Origin of the sequence: Arthrobacter sp. 2762, from assembly GCF_040548745.1 — a bacterium.
Taxonomy (GTDB): Bacteria; Actinomycetota; Actinomycetes; order Actinomycetales; family Micrococcaceae; genus Arthrobacter.
This window is the reverse complement of sequence record NZ_JBEPSI010000001.1, coordinates 350657-375506: the sequence shown is the minus strand read 5'-3', so window position 1 is coordinate 375506 and position 24850 is coordinate 350657. Positions and strand designations below refer to the sequence as shown.

Annotated in this window: 31 protein-coding genes; 18 read left to right on the top strand and 13 right to left on the bottom strand. The window is 61.6% G+C overall.

Annotated features, from left to right (window positions below; translation table 11 throughout):
- The first annotated feature begins 23 nt into the window (after positions 1-23).
- Complete coding sequence (locus ABIE18_RS01865; protein WP_499720913.1) at positions 24-389, top strand: cupin domain-containing protein; 366 nt, start codon at positions 24-26, stop codon at positions 387-389.
- A 6-nt stretch (positions 390-395) separates the two neighbouring features.
- Here the strand turns inward: ABIE18_RS01865 and ABIE18_RS01860 are convergent, their stop codons facing one another.
- The 3 genes from ABIE18_RS01860 to ABIE18_RS01850 form a co-directional block, all read right to left on the bottom strand.
- A complete protein-coding gene (locus ABIE18_RS01860; RefSeq protein WP_499720912.1) occupies positions 396-827 on the bottom strand; it encodes an SRPBCC family protein in 432 nt (143 codons plus the stop codon).
- 2 nt (positions 828-829) lie between these two features.
- Positions 830-1288, bottom strand: a complete 459-nt coding sequence (locus ABIE18_RS01855) for a hypothetical protein (protein ID WP_499720911.1) — start codon at positions 1286-1288, stop codon at positions 830-832.
- A 68-nt stretch (positions 1289-1356) separates the two neighbouring features.
- Positions 1357-2454 (bottom strand): LacI family DNA-binding transcriptional regulator, encoded by a 1098-nt coding sequence (locus ABIE18_RS01850; protein WP_499720910.1) that lies wholly within the window; start codon positions 2452-2454, stop codon positions 1357-1359.
- 182 nt (positions 2455-2636) lie between these two features.
- On the opposite strand from ABIE18_RS01850, the gene ABIE18_RS01845 reads away from it, so the two are divergent.
- The 5 genes from ABIE18_RS01845 to ABIE18_RS01825 all read left to right on the top strand — a co-directional run bounded on the left by ABIE18_RS01845 (position 2637) and on the right by ABIE18_RS01825 (position 7421).
- A complete protein-coding gene (locus ABIE18_RS01845) occupies positions 2637-3503 on the top strand; it encodes an ABC transporter substrate-binding protein (RefSeq protein ID WP_499720909.1) in 867 nt (288 codons plus the stop codon).
- Positions 3504-3595: 92 nt separating this feature from the next.
- On the top strand, positions 3596-4384 hold the full coding sequence (locus ABIE18_RS01840; RefSeq protein WP_223935683.1) for an amino acid ABC transporter permease: 789 nt from the start codon (positions 3596-3598) through the stop codon (positions 4382-4384).
- Between the two features lie 47 nt (positions 4385-4431).
- Positions 4432-5217, top strand: coding sequence for an amino acid ABC transporter ATP-binding protein (locus ABIE18_RS01835; protein ID WP_477516218.1), 786 nt, complete (start codon positions 4432-4434; stop codon positions 5215-5217).
- On the top strand, positions 5217-6260 hold the full coding sequence (locus ABIE18_RS01830; protein ID WP_499720908.1) for a Gfo/Idh/MocA family protein: 1044 nt from the start codon (positions 5217-5219) through the stop codon (positions 6258-6260). The genes ABIE18_RS01835 and ABIE18_RS01830 overlap by 1 nt, the downstream gene beginning before the upstream one ends.
- Positions 6261-6308: 48 nt before the next feature.
- A complete protein-coding gene (locus ABIE18_RS01825) occupies positions 6309-7421 on the top strand; it encodes an NAD(P)/FAD-dependent oxidoreductase (RefSeq protein WP_499720907.1) in 1113 nt (370 codons plus the stop codon).
- Between the two features lie 179 nt (positions 7422-7600).
- On the opposite strand, the gene ABIE18_RS01820 is transcribed toward ABIE18_RS01825, so the two are convergent.
- Positions 7601-8206: a TasA family protein gene (locus ABIE18_RS01820; RefSeq protein ID WP_499720906.1), complete on the bottom strand. Its 606-nt coding sequence runs from the start codon at positions 8204-8206 to the stop codon at positions 7601-7603.
- A 236-nt stretch (positions 8207-8442) separates the two neighbouring features.
- Between ABIE18_RS01820 and ABIE18_RS01815 the strand changes: the two genes are divergently transcribed.
- The 5 genes from ABIE18_RS01815 (at position 8443) to ABIE18_RS01795 (ending at position 12330) form a co-directional block, all read left to right on the top strand.
- Entirely contained in the window at positions 8443-8883 is a 441-nt protein-coding gene (locus ABIE18_RS01815; RefSeq protein ID WP_477514527.1) for an iron chaperone, read from the top strand.
- Between the two features lie 643 nt (positions 8884-9526).
- A complete protein-coding gene (locus ABIE18_RS01810; protein ID WP_499720905.1) occupies positions 9527-10081 on the top strand; it encodes an RNA polymerase sigma factor in 555 nt (184 codons plus the stop codon).
- A complete protein-coding gene (locus tag ABIE18_RS01805; RefSeq protein ID WP_499720904.1) occupies positions 10078-10935 on the top strand; it encodes a hypothetical protein in 858 nt (285 codons plus the stop codon). The genes ABIE18_RS01810 and ABIE18_RS01805 overlap by 4 nt, the downstream gene beginning before the upstream one ends.
- A 9-nt stretch (positions 10936-10944) precedes the next feature.
- On the top strand, positions 10945-11370 hold the full coding sequence (locus ABIE18_RS01800; RefSeq protein ID WP_216922015.1) for a CoA-binding protein: 426 nt from the start codon (positions 10945-10947) through the stop codon (positions 11368-11370).
- 84 nt (positions 11371-11454) lie between these two features.
- Positions 11455-12330, top strand: coding sequence for a polysaccharide deacetylase family protein (locus tag ABIE18_RS01795; RefSeq protein ID WP_499720903.1), 876 nt, complete (start codon positions 11455-11457; stop codon positions 12328-12330).
- A gap of 19 nt (positions 12331-12349) precedes the next feature.
- Here the strand turns inward: ABIE18_RS01795 and ABIE18_RS01790 are convergent, their stop codons facing one another.
- Both ABIE18_RS01790 and ABIE18_RS01785 read right to left on the bottom strand, forming a co-directional pair.
- A complete protein-coding gene (locus ABIE18_RS01790; protein WP_499720902.1) occupies positions 12350-12604 on the bottom strand; it encodes a Txe/YoeB family addiction module toxin in 255 nt (84 codons plus the stop codon).
- Entirely contained in the window at positions 12601-12846 is a 246-nt protein-coding gene (locus ABIE18_RS01785) for a type II toxin-antitoxin system Phd/YefM family antitoxin (RefSeq protein WP_499720901.1), read from the bottom strand. Before ABIE18_RS01785 ends, ABIE18_RS01790 begins: the two co-directional genes overlap by 4 nt.
- Before the next feature lie 189 nt (positions 12847-13035).
- On the opposite strand from ABIE18_RS01785, the gene ABIE18_RS01780 reads away from it, so the two are divergent.
- From ABIE18_RS01780 to ABIE18_RS01760, 5 genes are all read left to right on the top strand, one after another.
- Complete coding sequence (locus ABIE18_RS01780) at positions 13036-13446, top strand: MmcQ/YjbR family DNA-binding protein (RefSeq protein ID WP_499720900.1); 411 nt, start codon at positions 13036-13038, stop codon at positions 13444-13446.
- 116 nt (positions 13447-13562) lie between these two features.
- Positions 13563-14189 carry a hypothetical protein gene (locus ABIE18_RS01775; protein ID WP_499720899.1) on the top strand — a complete coding sequence of 209 codons (627 nt, stop codon included), beginning with the start codon at positions 13563-13565 and terminating at the stop codon, positions 14187-14189.
- A gap of 177 nt (positions 14190-14366) precedes the next feature.
- Complete coding sequence (gene ngcE, locus ABIE18_RS01770) at positions 14367-15776, top strand: N-acetylglucosamine/diacetylchitobiose ABC transporter substrate-binding protein (RefSeq protein ID WP_431118082.1); 1410 nt, start codon at positions 14367-14369, stop codon at positions 15774-15776.
- Between the two features lie 5 nt (positions 15777-15781).
- Positions 15782-16798 (top strand): carbohydrate ABC transporter permease, encoded by a 1017-nt coding sequence (locus tag ABIE18_RS01765; RefSeq protein WP_499720898.1) that lies wholly within the window; start codon positions 15782-15784, stop codon positions 16796-16798.
- On the top strand, positions 16798-17691 hold the full coding sequence (locus ABIE18_RS01760) for a carbohydrate ABC transporter permease (protein WP_477514522.1): 894 nt from the start codon (positions 16798-16800) through the stop codon (positions 17689-17691). Before ABIE18_RS01765 ends, ABIE18_RS01760 begins: the two co-directional genes overlap by 1 nt.
- 125 nt (positions 17692-17816) lie before the next feature.
- Here the strand turns inward: ABIE18_RS01760 and ABIE18_RS01755 are convergent, their stop codons facing one another.
- Genes ABIE18_RS01755 through ABIE18_RS01730 form a run of 6 tightly spaced genes read right to left on the bottom strand, consistent with a single transcriptional unit; the run spans position 17817 to position 23107 of the window.
- Entirely contained in the window at positions 17817-18341 is a 525-nt protein-coding gene (locus tag ABIE18_RS01755; protein ID WP_499720897.1) for a flavin reductase family protein, read from the bottom strand.
- Between the two features lies 1 nt (position 18342).
- Positions 18343-18714, bottom strand: a complete 372-nt coding sequence (locus tag ABIE18_RS01750; protein WP_499720896.1) for a cupin domain-containing protein — start codon at positions 18712-18714, stop codon at positions 18343-18345.
- Between the two features lie 2 nt (positions 18715-18716).
- Complete coding sequence (locus ABIE18_RS01745) at positions 18717-20204, bottom strand: 4-hydroxyphenylacetate 3-hydroxylase family protein (protein WP_477514520.1); 1488 nt, start codon at positions 20202-20204, stop codon at positions 18717-18719.
- A complete protein-coding gene (locus tag ABIE18_RS01740) occupies positions 20201-20887 on the bottom strand; it encodes a DUF2848 family protein (RefSeq protein WP_499720895.1) in 687 nt (228 codons plus the stop codon). Before ABIE18_RS01740 ends, ABIE18_RS01745 begins: the two co-directional genes overlap by 4 nt.
- Before the next feature lie 53 nt (positions 20888-20940).
- Entirely contained in the window at positions 20941-21735 is a 795-nt protein-coding gene (locus tag ABIE18_RS01735) for a carbon-nitrogen family hydrolase (protein ID WP_499720894.1), read from the bottom strand.
- 31 nt (positions 21736-21766) lie between these two features.
- Positions 21767-23107: an MFS transporter gene (locus ABIE18_RS01730; RefSeq protein ID WP_499720893.1), complete on the bottom strand. Its 1341-nt coding sequence runs from the start codon at positions 23105-23107 to the stop codon at positions 21767-21769.
- 215 nt (positions 23108-23322) lie between these two features.
- Between ABIE18_RS01730 and ABIE18_RS01725 the strand changes: the two genes are divergently transcribed.
- A complete protein-coding gene (locus tag ABIE18_RS01725) occupies positions 23323-23964 on the top strand; it encodes a GntR family transcriptional regulator (protein ID WP_499720892.1) in 642 nt (213 codons plus the stop codon).
- Positions 23965-23982: 18 nt separating this feature from the next.
- On the opposite strand, the gene ABIE18_RS01720 is transcribed toward ABIE18_RS01725, so the two are convergent.
- On the bottom strand, positions 23983-24276 hold the full coding sequence (locus tag ABIE18_RS01720; protein ID WP_224094124.1) for a DUF503 domain-containing protein: 294 nt from the start codon (positions 24274-24276) through the stop codon (positions 23983-23985).
- 129 nt (positions 24277-24405) lie between these two features.
- Here ABIE18_RS01720 and ABIE18_RS01715 point away from each other — a divergent pair, with 129 nt between their 5' ends.
- Positions 24406-24840, top strand: a complete 435-nt coding sequence (locus ABIE18_RS01715) for a SipW-dependent-type signal peptide-containing protein (RefSeq protein ID WP_499720891.1) — start codon at positions 24406-24408, stop codon at positions 24838-24840.
- Positions 24841-24850 lie beyond the last annotated feature (10 nt).

Sequence of the window (24850 nt, the reverse complement as noted above, 5' to 3'; positions counted from 1 at the left end):
TAAGAGAACGAAGGAGCAAGGCAATGGCAAAGCTATCGATTGATGACGAGAGCGCGCGCGTCGAGCGCATGACAGGTTACGAGGGCCGATACCGGGAGGCCGACGGTTACACCATCGCGTTTGAGAGGTTTGAAGAGGGAGGCGACTTCACTCCGTTCTATAAAGGGCTGCCGGATGACCGGTGCCAAAGCCATCACTGGGGATACGTCGTGAAGGGCAGACTCACCATGCACATGCCTGATGGGGACGAGATTGTCCACGCTGGCGAGGCGTACTACACGCCGCCCGGGCACACGGATGAGCTTGATCCAGGGACCATTCTGGTGGAGTTCAGCCCTACGGAGGAACTCGCACGCACCTTGGCCGTTGTTGAGAAGAACCTGCAATAGCCGCCGTCAGGATTCCAGCACGCGCTTCAGGTTTTGGACAAAGACCTTGTTTCGCCGGGGAACCATGTATGCCATCATCGGGGTCATGAGCACCTTGAGCCCGCTGGGTTGCATCTCTACGCCTCGAGTGAAGCGAGCGCCCTCCCCGGCTGGCTCCACCGTATAAGTGATGCGTGGCTGCAGTCCGGCGAAGTCCGCTCGATATTGCAAACGCGAGCCGTGCTTGACGTCCAGTGCTGTGAATGTGCCGTCGGTCTTGCCCATGAAGGGTTTGAAGTTCAGCGGGTATGTCTTGCCGACGATTGGGACAGGGTCGGTTTGCTCAGGCACGCTGGCAATGTCAACGTGCCAGTTCGGTTCGTTGCGAAGGTCCGCCACGTACTGGAAGACCTCCTCCGGTGTCCGTGCGATGACAACGCTCTCTGCAGATTTGATCATGGCTACGTGGCGCCCTTCGCTTCCAACTTCTTTAGTCCCATTCGCAGGGAGCCTGCCACCGGGGCGCCCCGGGTCACAACGATCATGAAGGTGGCTAATCGCCCCATCAAACTGGTGGGCTTACGGTTCCACGTGACGTGAATGCGTGAACCGCCAGACTCGCCGGGTGTGATTCGCGCGCTGACGTAGCTTCCCGGCGCGCAGAAATTACTCTCCTGCACAGTCCACTTCACTTCGTCGGGATTTGCCCAGTCGTAGTGTTCCTTGGCCCAAATCACGCCACCGGGAGCTTTGCTTCCTTCCCTGATGTCCGCAAAGGTGTCGCCCACCTGGTAAACCTCGTACATGGGTGGGTAGATACCTGGCCAGATCTCCGGCCGGCGTGGGCTAAAGTCCAGCAAGGCCTCCCGTACCTTCCCCGGTGGGACGACGGAATCCAGATCCACTTCCACTTTTGGCATGTCAGCTTCCTCACCTGATGCTTCCAGTGTGGTCGTTTCTCTTGGGCGTGCAAGGGGTTTAGTAGGGGCTAGCCGCCAGCCTGGCTGAGCACGCCGACGTCCTTCGGCGAACCCACTGAGCCTCGCCGCACGAGCCGCGCCTCCAACGGTGGTCCGGCGGGTGAGGAAGATTTCCTGCCCTCAATCTGCCGGATCAACGCGGTGGCGGCAGCCATTCCCATGTCGTAGACGGGCTGCGCGATGACGGTGAGCGGGGGAGTGGTGAGACGGGTCCAGGCGAAATCGTCGTACATGAGGAGGGATACATCCGAGGGGATGGAGAGGCCGGATTCCTGGATGGCCTCCACAACGCTCAAGGCGATGAGGCCGTCGGAGGCGATGATGGCCGTGGCAGCATCCGGCCCCTTCAGCAGGTCGCGGGTGATCCGCATGATGGAATCGGCGTCACCGGCATTAAGGCGAACCAGGTCTATCGGCTGGCTGAGGCCTTCCTCTTCGAAGGCACGGCGGATTCCCTCGAGGCGGTCCGAGATCTGCGAGGAATCCAACGTCATCCCCGCCACGTAAGGCCCGTCAGTCCGAACGGTTGAGACGAACGCGATTCGTCGATGGCCTGCCTCGATAAGGTACTTGGTGGACTCGTAGGAGATGGTGCCCATATCCACGGCGAACGTCTCGACGTCGAGTCCTTCGGCGGCGCGGTCCAGCAGGACCAAGGGCCGGCCAGAGTCGCGGACCTCCTTCAGGTGTGAGGTTTCAACGGATGAGGCCGGAGCCACGATCAGCCCGTCAACGCGCTTGTCCAGAAGCACCTGGACGGCGTCCACCTCGGCGGCCCGTTCTTCATCGGTGTTGATCAGGATGACGTTGTAGCCGCTCTTCTTGGCGGTGTCGGTGATGCCCCTGGTAGCCAGGCCGAAGTGCGGGTTTTCGATATCGCCCACCACCACGCCAATGGTGTTGGATTTGCCCGTGTTCATGCTGCGCGCAAGCTCGTTGGGGCGGTAGCCAAGCCCTTCGGCAGCGGCGAGAACCCGCTCACGGACGTCGTCGCTGACTGCGCCATAGTTGCCCAGGGCGCGCGCGGCTTGGGCCTTGGAGACTTGCGCCGCTTTGGCGACGTCGGCAACTGTCACGTCCCGCCGTCGGGATCCATCAGTACTCATGTTCACCTTTCAGAAGTGGTGTTGACGCGGCTTGTGACTTCCGCTACATTTTCAATCAATCGATGTGAGTCCGGTCTCAATCCTAGGGGCTGAGACCGGACTCAACAAGACCCCGCATCGAGTAAGACCCAAAAAGCGGCCCCGGACAGCACCGCTGGCCCTCCCCACGATTGGACAACGCTGTGATCAAACTGAACTTCCGCCCGGCAGCGCTCGCAGCAGCAGCCTTGGCGGCCATCCTCGCCCTCTCCGGCTGCGGTGGATCCTCCGCCGGGACCTCAAGCTCGGCCGAGAACCCCTATGGCCTGATCGAACCCGGCACCATCCGCGTCGCCAGCCTGGGCGACTCGAAGCCTTACACCTTCACGGACGCCTCGGGTAACTTCACCGGCTTCGATGTAGAACTCTTCAAGGACGTGGCTCACCGTGCCGGCGTAGACAAGGTTGTCTTCACCGGACAGGACTTCTCCGGCCTGCTCGCAGCCGTGTCCAATGGCCAGTTCGACGTGGGCGTCGCGGCCATTGGCATCACGGACAAGCGCAAGGAAACCGTTGACTTCTCCGACGGCTATTTGGCCGGCTACCTGACGGTCATCACCACCAAGACATCAGGCATCAAGGACGTCAACGGCCTGTCCGGCAAGCGCCTGGGCGTCGTCCAGGGCACGCTCCAGGAAGCGTACGCGGTCAAGAACTTTACCTCCGCCCAGCTGGTCCGCTTCCCGGACAACAACACCGCAATCTCCGCCGTCAACAGCGGCGCAGTGGACGCCCACTTCCTGGACTACGAGGCAGCCAAGGCGTACCAGGAGCAGTTCGGACTGGTCAGTGCAGCTGACATCCCGTCCTTCGACGCCCCGGCAGGCTTTGCCATTGCCAAGAACAAGCCCGCCTTCAAGGAAGCCTTGAACAAGGGCCTCGCCGCAGCCATGGAAGACGGCACCTGGAAGAAGCTCTACCAGAAGTGGTTCCCGGGCTCGCCGATGCCTGAGCAGTACCTGCCCAAGGCCGAGCAGACCTCCAGCCCGTCGCCAACGGCTGCCAAGTAGCGCAGCCGCCTACTCAACAACAAGGCCGGGCGGGCCACACCCGCAGCCCGCCCGGCCATCCCGAAAAACCAACAAACGTCTGAGAGCACTCAATGGATTGGCTCAATACCATCAGCCGCACGTTCTTCGATGTCGATTCGATGATCGAAGTACTGCCCCAACTCCTGGGAGTTGGACTCCTCAACACCCTGATCATCTCCATCGCAGCAACCATCCTCGGCGTAGTGATGGGCATGGTGGTGGCCGTCATGGGGATCTCGCGGTCCAAGTGGCTGCGTATCCCGGCCCGGATCTACACGGACCTTTTCCGTGGCCTGCCCGCAATCCTCACCATCCTCCTGATCGGCCAGGGTTTTGCGCGGTTCAGCCAGTCAGTGTTTGGACCCTCGCCCTACCCGCTGGGAATCATCGCGCTGAGCCTGATCGCCAGCGCCTACATTGGAGAAATCTTCCGTGCCGGTATTCAGAGCGTGGACAAAGGCCAAGGCGAGGCATGCCGCGCCCTGGGCATGAGCTACTCAAAGTCCATGGCGCTGGTAGTGGTGCCGCAAGGCGTACGCCGGGTACTGCCGGCCCTGGTGAACCAGTTCATTGCAATCGTCAAAGACTCTTCGTTGGTCTACTTCCTGGGGCTTCTGGTCAGCGAACGTGAACTGTTCCGCGTGGGCCAGGACGCAGCAGTGCTCTCAGGCAATCTCTCACCGCTGGTCATGGCAGGCATCTTCTACTTGGTGATCACCGTGCCACTGACCCACCTGGTCAACTACTTCGACAACAAGTTCCGCACCGGTCGCCGCCGTCCCACAGCCCCAACCAGCGGGCTGAAGGAAGTCAAGGAACTCGACGCGGCATCGCCGCTCATCACCGGGAGCAACACGTGAACCTCACAAGCAGCAGCAATACTGCCAGCAGCAGCACCAGCACCAACATGTCAGCGGCCAAGTCAACCGCCAAGGACACGTCAACCTCAGCCGACGTCCAGACGTTCCACGGCTCCAGCCTGGAACTGCGGAACCTGACCATGGCTTATGGCGACGTCGAGGTACTCCGCAACGTCAGCCTTACCGTGGCCCCAGGAACCACCACGTGCATCATCGGTCCGTCCGGTTCCGGCAAGTCCACTCTCCTGCGCGGCGTCAACCGCCTGCACGAACCCAAGAGCGGGGACGTGCTTCTGGCCGGCGAAAGCGCCCTCAAGGTCAAGCCGGACATCCTCCGCGCACGCATCGGCATGGTGTTCCAGCACTTCAACCTCTTCCCGGACCACACAGCCCTGGAGAACGTGGCCCTCGCGCTGTGGAGCGTCAAGGGAATGTCCAAGAAGGAGGCACGGGAACGCGCCCAGCGCCGGCTCGCGGAAGTGGGCCTCGCCGAACGCGCCGACCACCGGCCCCGCGACCTCTCCGGCGGGCAGCAGCAACGCGTCGCCATCGCCCGGGCGCTTGCCATGGAACCCGAAGTCATGCTCTTCGACGAAGCCACCAGCGCGCTGGACCCGGAACTCGTCAAGGGTGTTTTGAACCTCATGGCAGGCCTCGGACGGCGGGGGATGACCATGCTGGTGGTCACCCACGAGATGGGCTTTGCCCGCAAGGTTGCTGATCAAGTGGTCTTCATGGATGAAGGCGAAGTTGTGGAGGTCGGCACCCCGGCCGAGCTCTTCGACAACCCACGCAGCGAACGCCTGCAGCGCTTCCTTTCGGAAGTCCTGTGATGGGTCAGGTAGCAGCGGCACCGATCCGGACCGCCGTCGTCGGGTTTGGCGTCTCGGGCAAGGTCTTCCACGCCCCGCTGATCGCAGCAGATCCGAACTATTCACTGGATGTCATCGTGACGGCGGACCCGGAGCGGGCCACTGAGGCCGCCCGGCTCTACCCGCAAGCACGCATCGTGCCCACCCCGGAGGAGATGTTCGCCCTTGCCGGCGACCTCGATCTTGTGGTGCTGGGAACGCCGCCGCTCACGCACCTCGAGCTTGGTGCCACGGCCATCGCCTGCGGCCTGAACGTTGTGGTGGACAAACCTTTCGTCACCAGCGTCGCCCACGGTGAGGAACTGGCCACACGCGCGTCCGACGCCGGTGTGCAGCTAACGGTCTTCCAGAACCGCCGGTGGGACGCCGACTTCCTGACGCTGCGGAAACTGCTGCAGGAAGGGGCGCTGGGCGAAGTACGGACTTTTGAGTCACGTTTTGAATGGTGGCGGCCCGAAGGCTTCGGGAACTGGCGCGATACATCCACGCTGGCCGAAGGCGGTGGCATCCTTCACGACCTGGGCGCCCACTTGATCGACCAAGCCATCCAGCTGTTCGGACCTGTGGAGGAAAGCTACGGCGAAACCGCAAACCATGGCCCCCATCCCGGCGCGGCAGACACAGAGGCCTTTGTTTCCCTGCTCCACGAGTCAGGCGTGCGGTCCCGGCTGTGGATGAACGGCATGGCGGCCCAGGTTGGCCCACGGTTCCACGTCCTCGGATCAAAAACCGGGTATACCAAGTGGGGACTCGACAGTCAGGAACCCGCGCTCGCAGCCGGTGTCACGCCGTCGGAGGCTTCTTATGGCATTGAACCCCAGGAGTCTTGGGGGCTTCTGGGAGTGGACGGTTCGGCTACACCCGTTCCTGCAGAAAAGGGCGCCTACCCACAGTTCTACGCAGAACTGGCAGCCTGCCTCCGTGGGCAAGGGCGGCTCCCCGTAGCTCCGGGCGAGGCGCTTGAAACCCTCAAAATCATCGAAAGCATCCACGCCTTCGCGTAAGCGCAAGAGCGTCCCCAGCATCCACAAGCACGAAAGAAAGGGAGAACTATGTCCTCCACCAAGCACGTCGCCGTCATCGGGGGCGGCATCCTGGGCGTTTCCACCGCCGTTCACCTGCTCCGCGGGGGAGCATCCGTGACGCTGCTGACCGAGCAGGGCATGGCCAGCGAGGCCACGGGCCGTTCACTGTCCTGGCTCAACTCAGCCGGCGAAAGGTCCACCCCCTACCACCAGCTGCGGCTGGCCGGCGTCGATCGGTACCGGACTCTGTTCGCGGCCGATCCCACCCGCGAATGGCTGCAGTTCGGCGGAGGCCTCATGTGGAACGCGGAAGGCCAGCGCGAGGTGACCGAGGCTCGCCATGCTTACGAGCAGTCCATTGGCTACGACTCCAAGCTTCTCGCCCCTGAAGAGATCGCATCGGTGACGCCCGGCATCGACGCCAGCGCTGTTCCCGAGAACGCCATCTTTAACCCCGGCGAAGGCTGGGTCAGCCTGCCGGACCTGGTCAACTTCCTGATGGAGGAATTCCACGCCCTCGGCGGCCGGCTCATCCTCAACGCCGGAAAAGTCCAAGTGACGCTCGACGGCGGCAAGGCCACCGGCGTCGAGACTGCTTCCGGCGAGACCCATCCAGCCGATGCCGTCCTCGTGGCATGCGGCGCAGCAACGCCCGCCGTCGTGAAGCCGCTCGGTGTGGAAATCCCCAATGGTTCCCCGGTGTCCATGCTGGTGGTCACCAAGCCCGTGGAGCACCAGGTGAAGGCAGTGATGAATACGCCACGTGCCGCCGTTCGTCCCAACCCGGGCAACACGTTCGCCCTGGACCACGACTGGTACGAAGACCGGATCACCGAACACGCCGATGGTTCCTTCAGCATCCCCGATGAGGTTGTCCAGGAACTGGCCGACGAATCCTCCAAGCTGATTGCCGGCAACCCGGAACTCAAGCCTGCCTCCTGGAAAATTGGCTACAAGCCCATCCCCGGCGATGGTGAGCCCGTCTTCGGTGAACTGGGCCAAGTACCCGGCTGTTTCGTAGCGTTCACGCACTCGGGCGCCACGTTGGGACTCATTGCAGGTGAACTGCTGTCCGGAGAGATCCTGACCGGCAACAAGCACCCCATGCTGGCAACATTCCGGCCCGGACGTTTCTCCTGACGGTTACCCCCTTAATAAGTCGCCTTAACAGTCGCCTTAACAAGGGCCAACGGCCCCGATACGCCATCTGCATAAGCGTGTCGGGGCCGTTGGAGTTTTTGGGAAAGTGTCCGCCGGGACTGATCGGGCTGGGGGAAAGGAAACCGATCAGTCCCGGCGGGGGCTCTTTGTACAGGGTGCTACTTGGTGGTTTCGGTGCGTTGGGTGCCGGTGAAGGCGAAGGCGATGGTGCTGGTGGCGCCTTGGAAGGTGTCGTTCGCGGTGGTGGGGAACGCGGTGGTGACTTTGAGGTAGTCGGTTTTGGCCGGGGCCAGGGCGGTCAGGTTGTTCAGGACTTTGTTCGCGGTGATGACAGGGGCGGCGGCCATGACGGTGGTTTTGGTGCCGGTGCAGGTGTAGGGGGCTGCGGCGCCGGTCCAGGCGACGGAGCAGTTCTCGATGGTCAGCTGCAGGCCGTTGGTGGGGTCGGTGGTGAGCAGCGAGGCGGTGGCGCCGGCGGTGGTGGTGAGGGTGACGTTGTTCAGGTCCGAGTTGCCGGTGTTGGCCAGGGTGACGAGCTTTTCGACTTTGTCTCCGGGCAGCAGGCCTGCGATGGGGACGTTGAGGGTGTTGTTGGCGCCGGTGCCCAGGGCGATGGTGACGGTGCCGGCGGTGACTTGCTGGCTGGCCGAGGTGGAGGAGGTGAACGCGCCGTAGGTTCCCATGCCGGCGACGGCGGCTGCGGTGCCGAGCAGTGCGACGGAAGCGAGGACCTTGCCGGAGGTGGTCTTGAGGCTGATGGCCATGGGAATCAGTGTCCTTTCGGGAGGCCACCGCTTCCGGCCGGCCGTTTCATCTGCCGGCCCTGAGTGGCTGACAAGAAACACTGTGCCGGGCCCGGATCAAGAACCACTCCTGCAATCCATCAACACTTGCTCAGGAAAAGATCAAGGGATTTGAGCAGTTTTGAAGAAGCCCGGCGATGGGCCCCGATCTATCGTTGAAATATCCGAAAGATTTCCAGCAGCGAGAGGGGCCTGCCATGACGGAGACCGGAACTACCAAGTCCTACGACGGATTCACCGAGGACGAACGCGCCGCGATGAAGGAGCGTGCGCAGGAGCTCAAAAAGACCAGGAAGGCTTCCAAGGCCGACGGCGAGAGCGATGTCCTGGCGAAGATCGCCGAAATGCCGCCGGCAGACAAAGCCATTGCGCAGCGACTCCACGCGCTGATCCGGGAGCACGCGCCGGAACTTTCCCCCAAGACCTGGTACGGAATGCCCGCGTATGCCAAAGACGGGAAGAACATCGTGTTCTTCAAGAGCGCCGACAAGTTCAAGAGCAGGTACGCCACTCTCGGCTTCGAAGAGAGTGCGATGCTCGATGACGGCAGCATGTGGCCAACATCGTATGCCCTGACTGAGCTCACCCCGGAGCTTGAAGCAACGATCGTCGAGCTGATCAAGAGGGCGGTCGGCTAGCGGAGCGGAACCGGCGACGACGGCGACCCTCACCCTGGTAGGTGACGGCCGCCGTCGTACTCGTTTGATGCAAAACCAGCCTAACTTGGCGGCTGATCCGGCTGATGCGTTGGGTCTGGATGTGGTGGAACGGGACCAGGATCCGGAACCGGAAGCGGCCCGGGCGTCGGATTTGGATCCGGAATAGGGCTGGGCGGGAACGGGGTAGTGGGATCCGGTGGTGGCTGGACCGGTCCCGGTTCCGGCGGGAACGGCTCAGGTTCGTGAGTCGGAGGAAGCGTCATCATCTCTCCTTTGGAACTCGAATTGGTCTTTCTCAGCCTAGTGATTATGTGGGCAGAGTCCAGAGCTCACTGGTCGCGTTGATGTGCCACGAAAAAAGTCTTTCAAAAAAGTTCGTACCTCGCGTAACCCTTTGGGGTACCCCGACGATTACGTCTTTGAAAGGGCCGAGCTGGAATTTGTCCCCCATCATGTTCCAGCTCGGTTCTTCTCTTTCCTGATGAGATTTTTTGAGGGACATGAGGGGCCATCCTTGGGGTGGCCCGGTTGAGCAGATACCCTTGGTGGGTTGCCCGTCGAGCCAAGGCGGACGACCTGGCTCCAAGCCCCGGACCTGCCGCCGATCGAAAGTCTCTTTACTGTGACCGACGCATTGACCGACGAAGCGCTTCATGCGCTCAAGGGCAATAACGCGGAACTGTTCAGCGCCGTCTACCAGGCGTACGCCGGACCGGTTCTCGGCTACCTGACCGCTAAAGGCGTCTCAGATCCCGAGGCCATCACACAGGACGTGTTCCTTGCTGTCCTGCCCCGATTGGATGAGATCCGGGGAGGAGCAGGCGGATTACGGACCTTCGTTTTTTCCGTGGCCCACGCCCGCATGGTAGATGAGCATCGGAAGCAAAGCAGGGCCCCGGAACACCACGAGTTCGAGCCGGAGCGCGATCCCCGCGAATCGGGTTCTGCAGAATCAGAGGCAATGGGCCTGCTGGCTCCCCACGAGGTCATGAGGCTCCTGGATTACCTCGGGGACGATCAACGGGAGGTGTTGGCCCTCCGGATCGTGGCTGGCCTGACCGTGGAGCAGGTGGCCGACATCATGGGGAAATCCGCCGGCGCGGTAAAGCAACTGCAGCGCAGGGCTTTGATGACGCTCCGTGAGCATTCGGCAGTAAAGGAATACGTGTCCTCATGACATACAGGGATATGGAACGCAAAGATATCGTCGACGAGCTCCTGCTCGACGCCGGGTCCACTGACGCGCCCGGCCTTCGGCAGGCACTGCTCTCCATGCGTTCCTTCGCGGACCTCCCGGCACCTGCTCCGAGCGAGGCGCTGGCCACGATGTTCGCTGGACCTCACGATGAAGTCAGCAAGCGCCGTTGGCAACACAAGCACCGCACGGCTGTGGTGAGCGTTGCCGTTGTTGCGGCCATGGGATTCGGCGTGAGTGGTGTGGCCGCTGCCAGCTCCGGTTTCACCCGCACGCCTGCGTTCGTTGATGAGCTGCTGGGTAATTTCGCTCCGCAACCTTCTGCCGCAGCGCCCGAGCTGCCCACGCCTGATGCTCCGAAGGTCAGCACCGAACCAGCGCCCTCAGGGGATCCCGCCGCCCTCCCGCCAGCCACCGAATCGCCTGCGGTGTCGCGAACTCCAGAGACTTCCGACGCTGCTGTGCCGTTAGGCCAAGCGCCTGTCCAGCCAGCACCTGGAGCGCAGCCAGCGCCTGAGGCGCACCCGGCCGACGTCGGAAACGTCCCGGTTTCGGGCGCGGCCGGCGAGCCTCCCCGTGCCGGCAAGGCGAAGCCTCCCGAAGCCGAGCCTCGGGAGGCAAAGCTTGAGGCAAAGCTTGGGCAGGCGGGGTTTGAGCCAACGCTCCCCGACGTTGTTGAACCAACCGCCGCGCCGACTGCAACGGCTAAGCCCGCCCCCGCCCACGGTAATAAACCCAGCCAGGCACTCCCATCGCTGGGCGAGAAGCCGGCTCACGAGCAGTTCCAGTCCTTCGTGGACAAGCTGAAACAGTGGTTGAGAGGCGCGGGACACTAAGCTTGCTTCATGATGCATGTCAACGATCCGGCCGTGGTGGAACGATTGATGCGAACAAAAGGATGCTGGGCAATCGTTGGCCTCAGCAACAATGAGTGGCGCTCCGCATACGACGTCTCCTTGTACGTTCGCGATCGCATGGGCATGGAGATCATCCCCGTGAACCTCAAGGGCGAGGATGTCCATGGCGAAAAGGGATACAAGTCGCTCGCGGATATTCCGGCCGAGAAACACCCCATCGACGTCGTGGACTGCTTCGTCAACTCCCAGCGGGTGGGCGCTGTTATTGATCAGGCAATCGCCATCGGTGCCAAGGCTGTGTGGCTGCAGCTGGGCGTCTTTGACGACGACGCCGTCCAGCGCGCCAGGGATGCAGGTCTGGACGTCGTGGTCAATTCCTGCCCGGCGCGCGAAGGCTGGCATTACGGCCTGTAATCCCCAAGGTGATTCCTTTGCTAATCTGCAGCTGACTCATTCTTTTAGCCTTGGGGGACGGCCATGTGTGGCGACCATTCAGCGGTGCCCATTTCCACGCCAGCTTCCACACCAGCCAGGCGGGCCGTCTTAGGAGTATTCGGCGCTTCGCTCGTTGCCGGTTTGAGTGCCTGCGCTGCATCTGAAACCACGACGTCGGAGCTGCCGCCTGGTTCCGCGTCTGCGTCGCCCGAGGTGCCGGGCCCGAACGGCGGGTTGTCCGTCGGCGGCGAGGTGCCGCCGTCCTACAGTGCAGCGCCCACCCCAACGCCCACCGCCACGAAGCGGATCCGGCGAACGTTCATCCCGGACTACCAGCTGCCGCCGATCGTTGGCGGCCTTGCGCCAGTGATCACCAAGATCGAGACCAAGCACCCGGTAGTGTTCCTGACGATCGACGACGGCAACATCAAAACTCCGGAATCGGTCAAGCTCATGACCGACTACGACTACCCGGCTTCCCTGTTCCTGACCAAGAACACGATCGCGGACAACCCCGTCTTCTTCGACGCCTTTAAGGCGCAAGGCAGCCTCGTGGAGAACCACACCGTTACGCACAACATCAATATGGTGCGGCAGTGGGGCTACCAGCAGCAGTTGAACGACATCGTGGGCATGCAGGACTATGCGTTTCAACATTACGGCCGGCGTCCCACGCTGTTCCGGCCCCCGGGCGGAGCCTACTCCAATGTCATGCGCCAGGCGGTTGCGGCCGCTGGAATGAAGGCGATCATCACGTGGGAGGCCAAGGCGAACGCCGGAAAAATGGACTACCAGGTTGGTAACTCCCTGCGTCCCGGCGACATTGTGCTGATGCATTTCCGTGCCGAGTTTGCCGCGGACCTCGCTGCGTTCCGTGCTGCACAGTTGGCCGCGGGCCTGGAAGTGGTGCTGCTGGAGGACTTCCTGGGCGTGGCGTAGGGCTGCCGGGAGGCCCGCTCTAGTAGTGGTGACGGGCCGCGAGGATCACGATCTGTTCATCTTCCACGGCGTAGACCAGCCGGTGTTCCTCCGTGATACGCCGTGACCAGTAGCCGGCCAGTTGATGCTTGAGGGCTTCGGGCTTGCCAATGCCTTCGAACGGCGTCCGAAGACATTCATTGATGAGCAGGTTGATTCGTTTGATTATGGCCTTGTCGTTCTTGATCCAGTATTGGTAGTCGGACCAGCCGTTCTCTGTGAAGGCTGTCCTCATTCGGCCAATGGCCGCTCTGCTGCTGTCCCTGCCCTGTGCTGGGCAATGCTCTCAAGCAGGTGCGCTGCGTTGGCTGGCGTCCGCAACAGATATGCGGTTTCTTCCAGCGCTTCAAAATCGGCCAGCGACATAAGGACAGCGCTGCCCTTCTTCGAAATGATCTCTACGGGCGCGTGATCGGCGTTTACCTGCTCAATGAGCGGAAACAGCCGCGCCCTTGCTTCAGATGCTGTTATTGCCATGGTCAATTCTCCCTAGTTGTACTAAATATCGTACAAGAATGTCTCCTTCACTGCACGTCCTCATCGTGCCTGGGGCCCGTCTAGATGATCCGCTGCGCGTTAGACGACTCCTAGCAGCGAGTGCGCAGCGGGGCATCGAAACGGGGACGAGGTCAGCGCCGAAAAAGAGGGCCGGGTAAGCTCACCTCCATGGATGTTTCCCAGCTCCGCCAGATCTGCCTGGGCTTTCCCGGGGCCTTTGAAGACTTCCCGTTCGGACCTGAAACGTCTGTGTTCAAGGTGCGTGCCGCCGTCGCTGGTGGAGCGCGGCACGAGGCCAAGATGTTCGCGCTTTCCGCCATGGATCCTGACAACTGGTCCGTGAGCCTGAAGTGCGAGCCCGCGTTGGCGGAGCAACTCCGCGCAGCGCATCCCGAGATCACTGGTGCCTGGCATATGAACAAGACACATTGGAACGGCGTGCGACTGGATGGAGCCCTTCCCGATGACATGATCCGGGACATGGTGGAGGACTCCTATGATCTGGTGGTGGCTACGCTGAGCCGCAAGCAGCAGGAACAGCTCGGCTGGGCGCGACTCGCCAACCGCCCTGGCCTCTGAAGCCGGAATGCCCCGGGCCTGACACGGCGTCGCACCCTCTCCCCACGCCGCTGACATGGGGCTAGATTGATAGTGCAAGCCAACGGGCGCAGCTGAGGCTGGTCAGGAGCGGGTTGATGCTGGATCAGGGAACTTTGGACCACTTATGGAACTTTGGCGATCCGGCAGCGTCCGAAGCCAGGTTTCGTGCAGCAATGCTGGAGGAAATCTACGACGCCGATGAGCGCGCTGAGCTGGCAACCCAGCTTGGCCGGGCCATCGGTTTGCAGGGCCGGTTGGAGGAAGCCGATGCGCTCCTTGACGGAATCGACGGCGACGAACCCACCGTGGGCGTGCGCGTCCTCCTGGAGCGCGGCCGGGTTTTGAATGCCGGCGGGCACGCTGCGATGGCAGTGCCGCTCCTGGAGCAGGCGGCGGAGTTGGCTGACCACCTTGGTGAGGAATTCCTGGCTGTGGACGCGCTGCACATGCTCTCCATTGCGGACGCCGCCCACGCCGAAGCCTGGATGCGCAGCGCCGTCGAATACGCCTCCACGGCCCATCATGAGCGAACCAAGCGATGGATGATTGTTTTGCACGCAAGCCTCGGTTGGTTTCTGCACGGTAACGGGCGCTTCACCGAGGCCATGGTGGAGTTCCAGTTGGCCGAACAATGGGCGGAACGACTGGGAACTGAGCGGCAAAAGCTGCTCGCGCGGGAAGCGATTACCGAGTGCGGAAAAGCCCTTGCGGAGGGTCCGTAGAAAGATCACGCTTTGACAAATGTTGATCGAAACTACCGAGAAATATTGATTTTCGATCATTCGTGGTGAAGTATGTCACACGAAGGTTGGCGCTGCAGAGTGGCCAACCCAGACTGTCCGACTTTCCGGCCGCCTGCCGCAACAGTCGACATTACGAGTCACTGGAGGGTTACGAAAATGAACGTTCAGCACCAGTCCCTTGGCCGCCGCGGATTCCTCCGCGGGGCACTCGCAGCTGCGGTGCTCGTCCCCATGGGGGGATCCATTGCGTCCTGTGCAGCAGGTGGTGGCGGAACCACTGCCGGGCCCACGGGCGCTGTCTCCGATACCAACCCCTTTGGCATGGCGGACAAGTCCACCGTTGACGCCGTGATCTTCAAAGGCGGCTATGGCATCGACTACGTCGATTTCGCCGGAAAGGCCTTCGAAAAGGCCCACTCGGGTTCCACCGCCAAGATTGCCCCGTCAACGGATATCGCGCAGGAGCTCCAGCCGCGCTTCGTCGGTGGCAACCCGCCGGACCTGATCGACAACTCCGGTGCCAAGGCCATCGGCTTCAGCACCATCCTGGCCCAGCTCGAGGACCTCACCAGCGTGGTGGAGGCCAAGAACCTTGAAGGCAAGGTCATCAAGGACACCCTGTACACCGGCGTGCTCGCTCCCGGGACATTCGAGGGCAAGCTGGCCGCCCTGAACTATGTGCTCACCGTTTACGCCATGTGGTACTCGGACTCCCTGCTCAAGGAAAACGGCTGGACCGTCCCCAAGACCTGGGATGAAATGTACGCGCTCGGCGAGCAGGCCAAGGCCAAGGGCAAGTACCTGTTCCTCTGGGGCAAGGAAGCTGCCACGTACTACCAGGAAATGGCGATCGCTTCCGCTATCAAGGAAGGTGGCGACGACGTCCGGCTGGCGTTGGAGAACCTCAAGGCAGACTGCTGGTCGCACCCGGCCATTCAGTCGGTCTTCACCGCTTTGGACAAGATCGTCAAGGCGGGCTACTTCAAGCCCGGCGGTTCGGGAACGCAGTTCACGGCTGCCCAGGCCCAGTGGAGCAATGCCCAGGAAGCAGTGTTCTACCCGTCCGGTTCGTGGATCGAAAACGAGATGAAGGACCAGACCAAGGCGGACTTCAAGATGACGGGTGCGCCGGTGCCTTCAGTGAGTGCGAGCCCCAAAAAGCCGTACGCCTCGCTGCACAGTGCAGCCGGCGAGCCCTACGTGGTTCCGTCCCAGGGCAAGAACGTTGCCGGCGGCAAGGAATTGCTCCGCGTCATGCTCTCCAAGGAAGCTGCTACCAACTTCGCCAAGACCAAGCTTGCTCCCACGATCGTCAAGGACACCGTCCCGGCCGATGGCTTCGGTTCCACGGCCTTGGTCTCGCAGACAAAGCTGCTCAGCGATGCAGGGGAGAACATCTACACCTGGAACTTCATCGACCTTTACGGCACCAACAAGGACCAGCTCGTCGTCTGGAACACCTTCCTCGATGGCAAGTCGGACGTCCCGACGCTGACCTCGGCCCTGCAGAACATCACCGACAAGGTCCGCAACGACAGCTCGGTCAAGAAGATTGAAGTGAAGTGACGGTAGTGAAAACCAAGCAGAGCCGGAACGACGACGGCCTGGCCGCCGTCGTTCCGGCCATGGCCCCACCGGTTGTGGTGAGGCGCCGGCGCAAGCCGCTGACGTGGGACAAGATCAGCTTCTTCGCGGTGTTCCTTGGCCTGCCGCTGGCTATCTATCTCTTGTTCGTGATCTGGCCGTTCATCCAGGCCTTCGGGTATTCCCTGACGGACTGGTCGGGTTTTTCGCCCACACAGAACTTCATCGGCTTTGAGAACTACGCCAGGATCTTCTCGGACGACATCTTCATGAAGGCCATGGGGAACAACATCCTCCTGGTCATCGTGCTGCCAATCGTCACCATCATCCTGAGCCTGGTGCTCGCTACCATGGTGACCGTTGGCGGGAGCAGCAAGGGCCAGATCAAGGGCCTGCGCAATTCCAGCTTCTACCGTGTTGTTTCGTTCTTCCCGTACACCATTCCTGCCATCGCAATCGGCATTATGTGGGGCCAGATCTATGATCCGTCCGGCGGCCTGCTCAACGGGATCCTGACCGGCATGGGCCTGGACCAGTTCAAGAGCTTCGCGTGGCTCGGCGATAAAAACACGGCCATGATTGCCACCATGTTCGTGATTGTCTGGGGCTTCGTTGGCTTCTACATGGTCCTGTTCGTGGCCGGTATCAAGGGCATTCCTGCTGAGCTGTTCGAGGCCGCAAGGATCGATGGCGCGGGACGGCTCCGTACCGCCGTGTCCATTACCATCCCGCTGATCAGGGACAACATCCAGACCGCGTATATCTATATGGGTATCCTGGCGCTCGATGCGTTCGTTTACATGGCGGCACTGAACTCCGGCGGCGGCCCGGACAACTCGACGCTCGTGATGGCACAGCAGTTGTTCTTCACGGCCTTCAGCAAGGGTCAATTCGGACTGGCCAGCGCCATGGGCGTTGTCCTTGCTGTGGCAACCCTGATCTTCTCCGGCCTGGTGTTCGTGATTAACCGGCTCACTGGCGGCGACAAGGACGTGAGCATCTAATGACAACAAAAGTCTCAACCCCTGAAATGAAGTCGCTGCATTTCCAGCCGCGCAAACCCGCCACTACGCCCGGGGACAAATTGGTGGGGGCAATTTCCCACACGGCACTGACCATTTGGTCGCTCATCGTGATCCTGCCGTTGTTGTGGACGTTCATGTCGTCCTTCAAGACGTCCAGCGAGATCTTTGCCTCCCCCTTCGCCTTGCCCTCGCAGTGGCGGTTCGATAACTACGTGAAGGCCTGGAGTGAGGCCGGGATCGGGAACTACTTCCTGAACTCGGTGGTTGTGGTGGGTTCGGCACTGGTGATCGTCATGGTGCTCGGTGCAATGTGCGCCTACGTCCTGGCGAGGTACACGTTCCCGGGCAGCCGGGCGATCTACTACCTCATGCTGGCCGGCCTGACGTTCCCGATCTTCCTCGCCATGGTCCCGCTGTTCTTCGTGCTGAAGAACATCGGACTGCTGAACACCCTGCCGGGCCTGATCATCGTGTACGTGGGGTTCGCGCTGCCGTTCACTGTGTTCTTCCTGTTCTCCTTCTTCAAATCGCTGCCACACGAAATCACTGAAGCAGCAGCACTTGACGGCGCAGGGGAGTGGCGGACGTTCTTCCAGGTCATGCTGCCGATGGCCAAGCCGGGCCTCGCCTCGGTTGCCATCTTCAACTTCCTGGGCCTGTGGAACCAGTTCCTCATCCCTGTGTCCATCAACGCTGCCGGGCCGCGCGTTCTCTCGCAGGGCCTCGCGGCCTTCGCCGGCCAGATGGGGTACGCCGTGGACTTCGGGGCACTCTTCGCGGCAGTCACTGTCACGGTGGTTCCGGTCCTGATCGTCTACGTCATCTTCCAGCGTCAGCTGCAGGGTTCGGTCTCGCAGGGCACCTCGAAGTAGCAGCGCCTGTACGGTGCTGACCTTCTTTGAAGACGGAACGCCCCCGATACGCCGCAATTAGCGGCGTGTCGGGGGCGTTCGTGCCTCAAAGAAGGTCAGGAAGTGACGGCTCCTAAAAACCTAACTCAGAACATCCAGGGGATCTCCGCGTGGCCGAAGTCGGAGAATGAGCCGAAGCGGCCCGCCTTGAACGCAAGGACCTCGCCGTCCCGGTCCCGGCACGTGGTGACCTGGCCGAAGAAGACCTGGTGATCTCCGACGTCGTACTGCTGCACAACGGTGCAATCAGCCTGGGCGAGGGCGCCCTTGATGACAGGAAGTCCATTTTCGGTCGTGTCGAATTCGCCATCGCCGAAACGGTCGCCGCCTCGCACCGCAAAGCGTCGCGCCATCGACTCCTGCTTGGCCCCAAGGATCGAGACGGCGAACTTGCCACTCTCGATCAACGCCTCACCGGTCCGGGTGCCGAAGTTCAGCGAGATCATAAGGATGGGCGGTTCCAGGCTGATGGAGGTCAACGAGCTGATGGTCATTCCGTACAGCTCATCCTCGTGCTTGGTGGTGACCACGGCGACACCCGTGAGGAAGCGGCCCATTGCGCGGCGCATTCCCATGGCATCGGGAACAGTGAAGAGCGGTGCGAGGCTCATGTCAGTTGCTCCGCTCGGCTTGTACCGGATCGGTGTAGTACCGGACCTCGAACATCTTGGCCCCGGTTTCGGAAACCCACGGACCGTGTTCCATGCCCGGCGGGCGGGTGGCCCAGTCGCCGGCTTTGAAGGTCCTGCCCAGGCGCTGGTCCACGAACGAGCCCTCGAAGATGAAGACCTCTTCCCAGAAATCGTGGGTCAGGACGCCGTTGGGCGAAGTGTCCGTGCCGGGATCGAACTTGAGGATGCGCGTGACGCTGTCGTTGTCTGAATCCCGGGCAAGGATGGCCTCGGACAGGCCCTTAATGTGCGGGTTGCAGGGTGCGAAGTCCACCGATGAGGTGGGGGTGAACTCGAATTCGGGCTTTGCCATGGCTATTCTCCTTCCATGCCGTTGACGCTGCCGTCTACTGGGCCGTTGATGCTGTAGGAACCAAGGTACTTGTCCAGCTCAGCCACCAGCGCGTCGTAGCCGTAGTTCCGGTAGGTGTAGGCTCCACGGACCACGAACGGGGCGCCCGCGTAGAACATTTCGTACTGCTGGTGGCGGCCGGCGAATTCTGAGCCGATGATGTCCCAGGCCAACTTGAACAGCTTCACGCGCTCTTCGCTGGCAACACCGGGGGACTGCACGTAGCGTTCCATGTCCGGACGGGTCACACTGCTGGTCATGTCGGCAACGCTGGACGGTAGCTGCAGCACGCCACCACCAACCAGGTCGCGAAGGATCGAAATCACCCGCGGGTAAGTCTCGGACTGAAGACCCATCGCCCCGTAAAGTGCGCTCTTCCCGGGAACCACCATGCCGGCGTCGTCCACCGTTGCTGTGTATTCGGCCGCAAGAACTGCCGATTCAACGGACTGGACGATCGCGGCGAGCTCACCGAGCTTCTCCTGGACTCCGGGGATCTTGTCCGTGCCATTCACCTGGGTGACCTTGCGGGCAACAGAAGCAATGAACTTCAGCTTGGTGGAGAACCGGATCTGGGCCTGCCAGTTTCCCAATGCGTGGGCACCGGTATCGAAGAACTGGCGGCGGAGGGTATCGATGTTCCGGTTGATGAAGACGCGGTCCCAGGGGATGAGCACGTCATCGAACACCACAAGTGCGTCTGGCTCGTCGTAGTGGCTGGTCAGCGGGTAGTCGAAGTCGCTGGTAGCTGCGGGCGCGAACGGGCGGCGGCAATACAGCTTCAACCCGTCAGTCGCCACGGGAACGGCGAAGCTGACAGCAAAGTCCACATCATCCGGACCCAGCGGCTTGATGCAGGTGACGAACACTTCGTCTGCGATCGCTGCGCCGGTGGCAAGCATCTGCGAACCGCGGACGATGATGCCTTCCTCGGTTTCACGCACGACGCCGACCTGCAGGTATTCGCCTTCCCAACCGGAGGCCGTGGTTGCGCGGGAGACCTGCGGCGGAATGATCGCGTATGAAAGGTACAGGTTTTCGGACAGGATCTTCTTGTAGTACCGCTCCACGTTGCCGGCGAAGTCGCGCTCGTCATTCTTGAACACGTCCGCGTGGGAGCCGAAGGCGGCGAAGAAGGTACCCACATGGTCGGGGCTGCGGCCAACCCAACCGTGTGTGTGCTTGGCCCACTTTTCAATCGCGTGGCGACGGAGGACCAGCTCTTCCTGGGTGCGCGGAGCAGCGAAGGTGCGGTTCGCGGGTCCGTCGATTTCTTCGGAGTGGAACTGCATGCCGTTGCTGGGATCGGCTGCGATGTCGAACAACTCAGCCATGGTCTGGGCGACCTTCGCGAACGCCGGGTGTTCCAGGACGTTGCCAACTACCTCGCCATCGAGGATCACCGTCCGGCCATCGTTCAGGGACTTCAGGTATTGCTTTCCGGTTCTCATCGAAGTGAGCCTTTCTTGATTTTGTAGTTGTGTTCGATTCTCGTCCCATTGGGGAACGAGAGCTCTACTTTCCAGGAAGTTCCGTCAACGAACTTCCCCTTCAGCAGTGGCAAAGTGCCACCCAGGCACATGAAGTCGGCGTCACCGATGTCCGTCCGCGCCAGGAGCTTTTCGACGACGTCCGCCGGCTTGCGCAGGCCCGCCAACGATCCCTCTTGGTAGAGCTCGCCATCCACCCACGAGCGGGCGGTGCACTGGTCAAGGTCCAGGTCCTCGAGTGAGGGGACTTCGATGACCTCGGTCGCGACTGGCTTGGGGCATGCCCTTTTGGAATCGCCGATGTCCTGGGCTTCGATGTCCCTGTCCGTGTGATCGGACCCGATGCCGAGGTAATACTTGCCATCGTGGCGGATGTAGAGAGGCTCTATCTCTCCCGAGGTCAGGTTGGTGCTGGTGTCGTGTTCGCCCGATGTATCGAACAGGTCCGAGTCCATCCGGTAGAACATGGGCACCTCCGGCGGCGGCGCCACTCCGATGGCTGCCAGCTCGTCGATGTGATGCTGCACGGCCTTGGGATCCCTGCCGGTATAACCGGCCACTACTGCGTGGAAGTCCGAGACCGTGATTGTCTTGTCCGTGCCCACCACCCTGAAGGTGAGTGGGACTTGCCTTGTTGTTTCCATTCCGTCTCCTTGAATGATGTCTGAATCGTCTTGGGTCAGTCTTGCCAAACTGGTCACACGGCAAGGGCGTCGTAGGCCGCGAGCCGATCGCCAATGACGGGAAATTCGGTGCGTACTGTTGTGACCTGGCCGGGATCGATGTCCACCATGAGCACCGATTCCCCGGCCCCGGCTTCGGCGAGGACGTTGCCTGCCGGGTCCACTACCCGGCTGTGTCCTCCGAGCTCCACGCCTTCCTGGCTGCCGGCAGCGTTGCAGGCAATCACGAAGATCTGGTGCTCCAGTGCCCGGGCCGTTGTGAGTAGCCGCCAGTGTTCGCGACGCGCTGCCGGCCAGGCTGCCGGGACGATCACGATCTCCGCACCCCGCGTGCTCAGCTCCATCCACAAACCTGGGAACCGAAGGTCATAGCAGGTGATCCCGGCCGTTGCTCCGAACGGCAACTCCACCACTGGCAGGGAGGACCCCGCCGTGAGGAGGCTGGCTTCCTTGGACTTGTAACCAAAGACGTGGATCTTCCGGTACGTGTGCAGGATTTTCCCGTCCGGTCCCAGCAGGATGGACGTGTTGCTGAGCCGGCCGTCCTCGCCGGCCTCGATGATGCTGCCGACGTGAAGGTACACACCAAGCTCTGCCGCCACCCGTGAGCACATGGACACCGTGGGGCCAGCGAGGGTCTCGGCCAAGGACTGGTACTCATCGAAGTGGAAGTATCCTGCACTCCACAGTTCGGGGAGCACGATCAGCTCGGCACCGTCGATGCCGCGAAGAATCGCTTCAACGCGATCTATCCGCTCCTCACGGGTTTCCGAATCCGGGCTGGCCACCTGGACGAGTGCGACTTTCATGGTAGTTTCCTTACTTTCAGGCTTCGAGGGACTATTTCTGTTCGTCCAGGTCGCTGAGCCGAAGGCCCTTGGTCTCCTTGGCGAACATGACCGAGACCATGGAGATCAGGCCCATCCCGGCGAGGTATATGCCGATCGCGTATCCGGTGCCGAAGGCGCTGTAGAGTGCCAGGGCAATGATGGGGGACAGTGAGCCGGCGATCAGTGAGGCCAGGTTGTAGGCAACGGAGGTGCCGCTGTACCGGACATCCGTGGGGAAGAGCTCGGAGAAGAACGCGCCGATCACGGAGCTGTAGGCGGCGAAGATCAACAGGCCACCCACGGCGGCGGCAATGATGCCCCACATCTGGCCAGTGTTCAGCAGGGCGAAGAACGCGAACGCCCAGATCACGGTGGCAATCGAAGCACCGATCATGATGGGCTTCCGGCCGACTTTGTCCGCGTAAAGGGCAAGGATGGGAATGGCGACGACGGCGACTCCCTGACCGATCATGACGGCGGTAAGGCCGGTCTGCCGCTGCAAGCCCATGATTTGGGTGACATAAGTGATGATGAACAGCGAGTAGATGTAGAAGCCTGCGTTCTCGCCCATGCGGCTTCCGGTGGCGATGAGCAGTTGGCGCCAGTTGCGGCGGAACAGAATGGCCAGGGGCAATTTCCGTTCCTTGGTTGCTTCGGCCTCGCGCTTCAGCTGTGCTTCCTTGAACAGCGGGGTCTCCTGAACGTAGAGACGCAGGACGAGGCCAATGATCACCAGCAGGGCGGACAGCCCGAAGGCGACGCGCCAGCCCCAGGCAAGGAACTCACTCTCGGGCATGGTGGCGGCGAGGATTGCAAGAACGCCGGCAGCCATGAGGTTGCCCAGGGGTGGGCCCATATTGGGCCAGGACGCCCAGAATGCCCGCCGTGCACTGTCATTGCTGTGCTCGGAGACGAGGAGAACGGCCCCGCCCCATTCGCCGCCCAGTGCGAATCCCTGGATCAGACGAAGCAACAAAAGCAGCAGCGGTGCTGCGATGCCGATGGCTGCATAAGAAGGGATGAACGCAATAAGCGTGGTGGCGACGCCCATGAGCATGAGGCTGGCCACCAGGGTGGCGCGACGGCCGTGCTTATCGCCCAAGTGCCCCAGGACGATGGCGCCCAGCGGACGTGCAAGGAAGCCGGCGGCAAATGTTCCTAGCGCCAGCATGGTGCCCACGAGCGGGTCACTGGTAGGGAAAAAGAGCTTGTTGAAAACCAGTGCGGCGGCGGTGCCGTAGAGAAAGAAGTCGTACCATTCGACGGCCGTGCCGGCCAGGCTCGAAGCAGCGACCACGGGCAGGCTGGAGTGCTTCTGCTGCCTCAGTTCTGCTTTCTTCAAATCGGTCATTGTGGGGATCCTTTTGCGGTTGGGAGGGGCCGGGCCGTGAAGCGAGGCCTATCCCAGGAAATTGAGGGGTTCCAAATGCGTGAGCGGAGTCACTGAACAACACTGTAGACTAGTTGTATACAACCCGTCTACATTTAACGAAGAAGTTTTTTCGAGAGTGTTCGGTTCCGTCCTGAATGCAACTCGTATACTGGGCTTCGCGAGAAAGGCTCTCCATGATTCAGATGTCTCCCACTGCCCAATCACAGCCCGAAGTGGCCTATCAGTGGATGAAAAGCTATATCGCTGCCCTGCCGCGGGATGAGGAGACCTTCCTTAATGAGGCGGTCCTCGCCAAATCCACCGGTACCTCGCGCACACCAGTCCGCGAGGCCCTGTTGCGCCTCGAAGCCGAAGGTTTCGTCAAACGGATTCCACACAAAGGCGCCTACGTTCCGCCGATCTCGGACCCTGATGTCCGCGCGATCCTGCAGTCCCGGTCCGTAGTAGAAAAGTGGGCCGTCTCAGCCCTGGACAGCATGCTGGATGGGCAGATCGACGTGTTCCAACGCATCATCGACCAGCAGCACGAGGCGAAGGACGACCCCGCCAGGTTCATCGAGTTGGACACAGAATTCCATACGGTCATGGTCCGCGCAGGAGGAAATCCAATCCTTGCTGATTTCTACGCCTCGCTTCGGCAGCGGCAACTCAGGATTGGCGTCCGCGCGGTGACCCAAGGGACCGACCGCGCCGGGGACGTTCTCCGCGAGCACCAGCTGATTGTCGATGCCATGCGCAGCCGGAGCCTGGAAGCTGCACATCAAGCCATCGACGCCCACCTCGATTCAACCCGGGTGGCGGTTATCGGCTACTAGCCCCCGGGTTGTGTACACCTAGTCTTCGCTGTGCAGCTCACGTTGCCTTGCGCTCAGCAGCTCAAGCTCGGGCCGGGCGGCCACGAACCGTTCAACGGCGTCGAGCACTTCCTTGAGGTGCGCGCGGTCAGGCGCCACCAGCGCCGCACCCAGCAAGGTCCGGCGATACTGGTCCTGCAAACCGGTCTCGGCTGCGGACACCTCGAAGCGGCGTTTGAGTTCCGCAATGACGGGCCGCACGAGCGAGCGTTTCTCCTTCAGGCTATGGACATCGCCCAGAAGTACATCGAATTCAATCCAACCGATCCACATGGTTCATTATGAGCACGTCTCCGGCCCGCAATCCTGAGCCAATCTTGAGGAAATGTCGCACCGGGGTTGATCCAGCCCGATCAGACTGGAACCAGAGCAGGGCCGGAAGCAGCTAAGGGGGCGGGCGGCATGAGCAAGAACCATACCTGGCGCGCACTCGCGGGCGTGACCGCCGTCGCTCTTTCCATGATGGCCGGGCCCGCCGCCGCACTTGCCGCGTTCTCTGACATCGAGGATGCCAGTTCGCAGTACTCGGCAATGCGTCTCCTTGCCCCGACCGGCGCTGACGTGGTCATGACGTGTACTGCGAATGGTGCCAAGGTCGCCGTGGATGTGAATTCCTTCGCGGAAGTTCCTGGCGCGAACTATCACGAAATCAAGCTGTACAACCCCTCTGGGACTTTGGAATTCACCGGCGACCTCAGCAAGAATGCCGGAAAGTCCTATAAGTCAGGAATTCAATCCGTTGGCACCTGGACGTACGAGATCCGCGGGTATTACAAGGTTCCCGGCACGACCAACACATGGAAAGGCTCCGCTTTGACAGGAACCCTGACATGTTAGAAATTGGCGT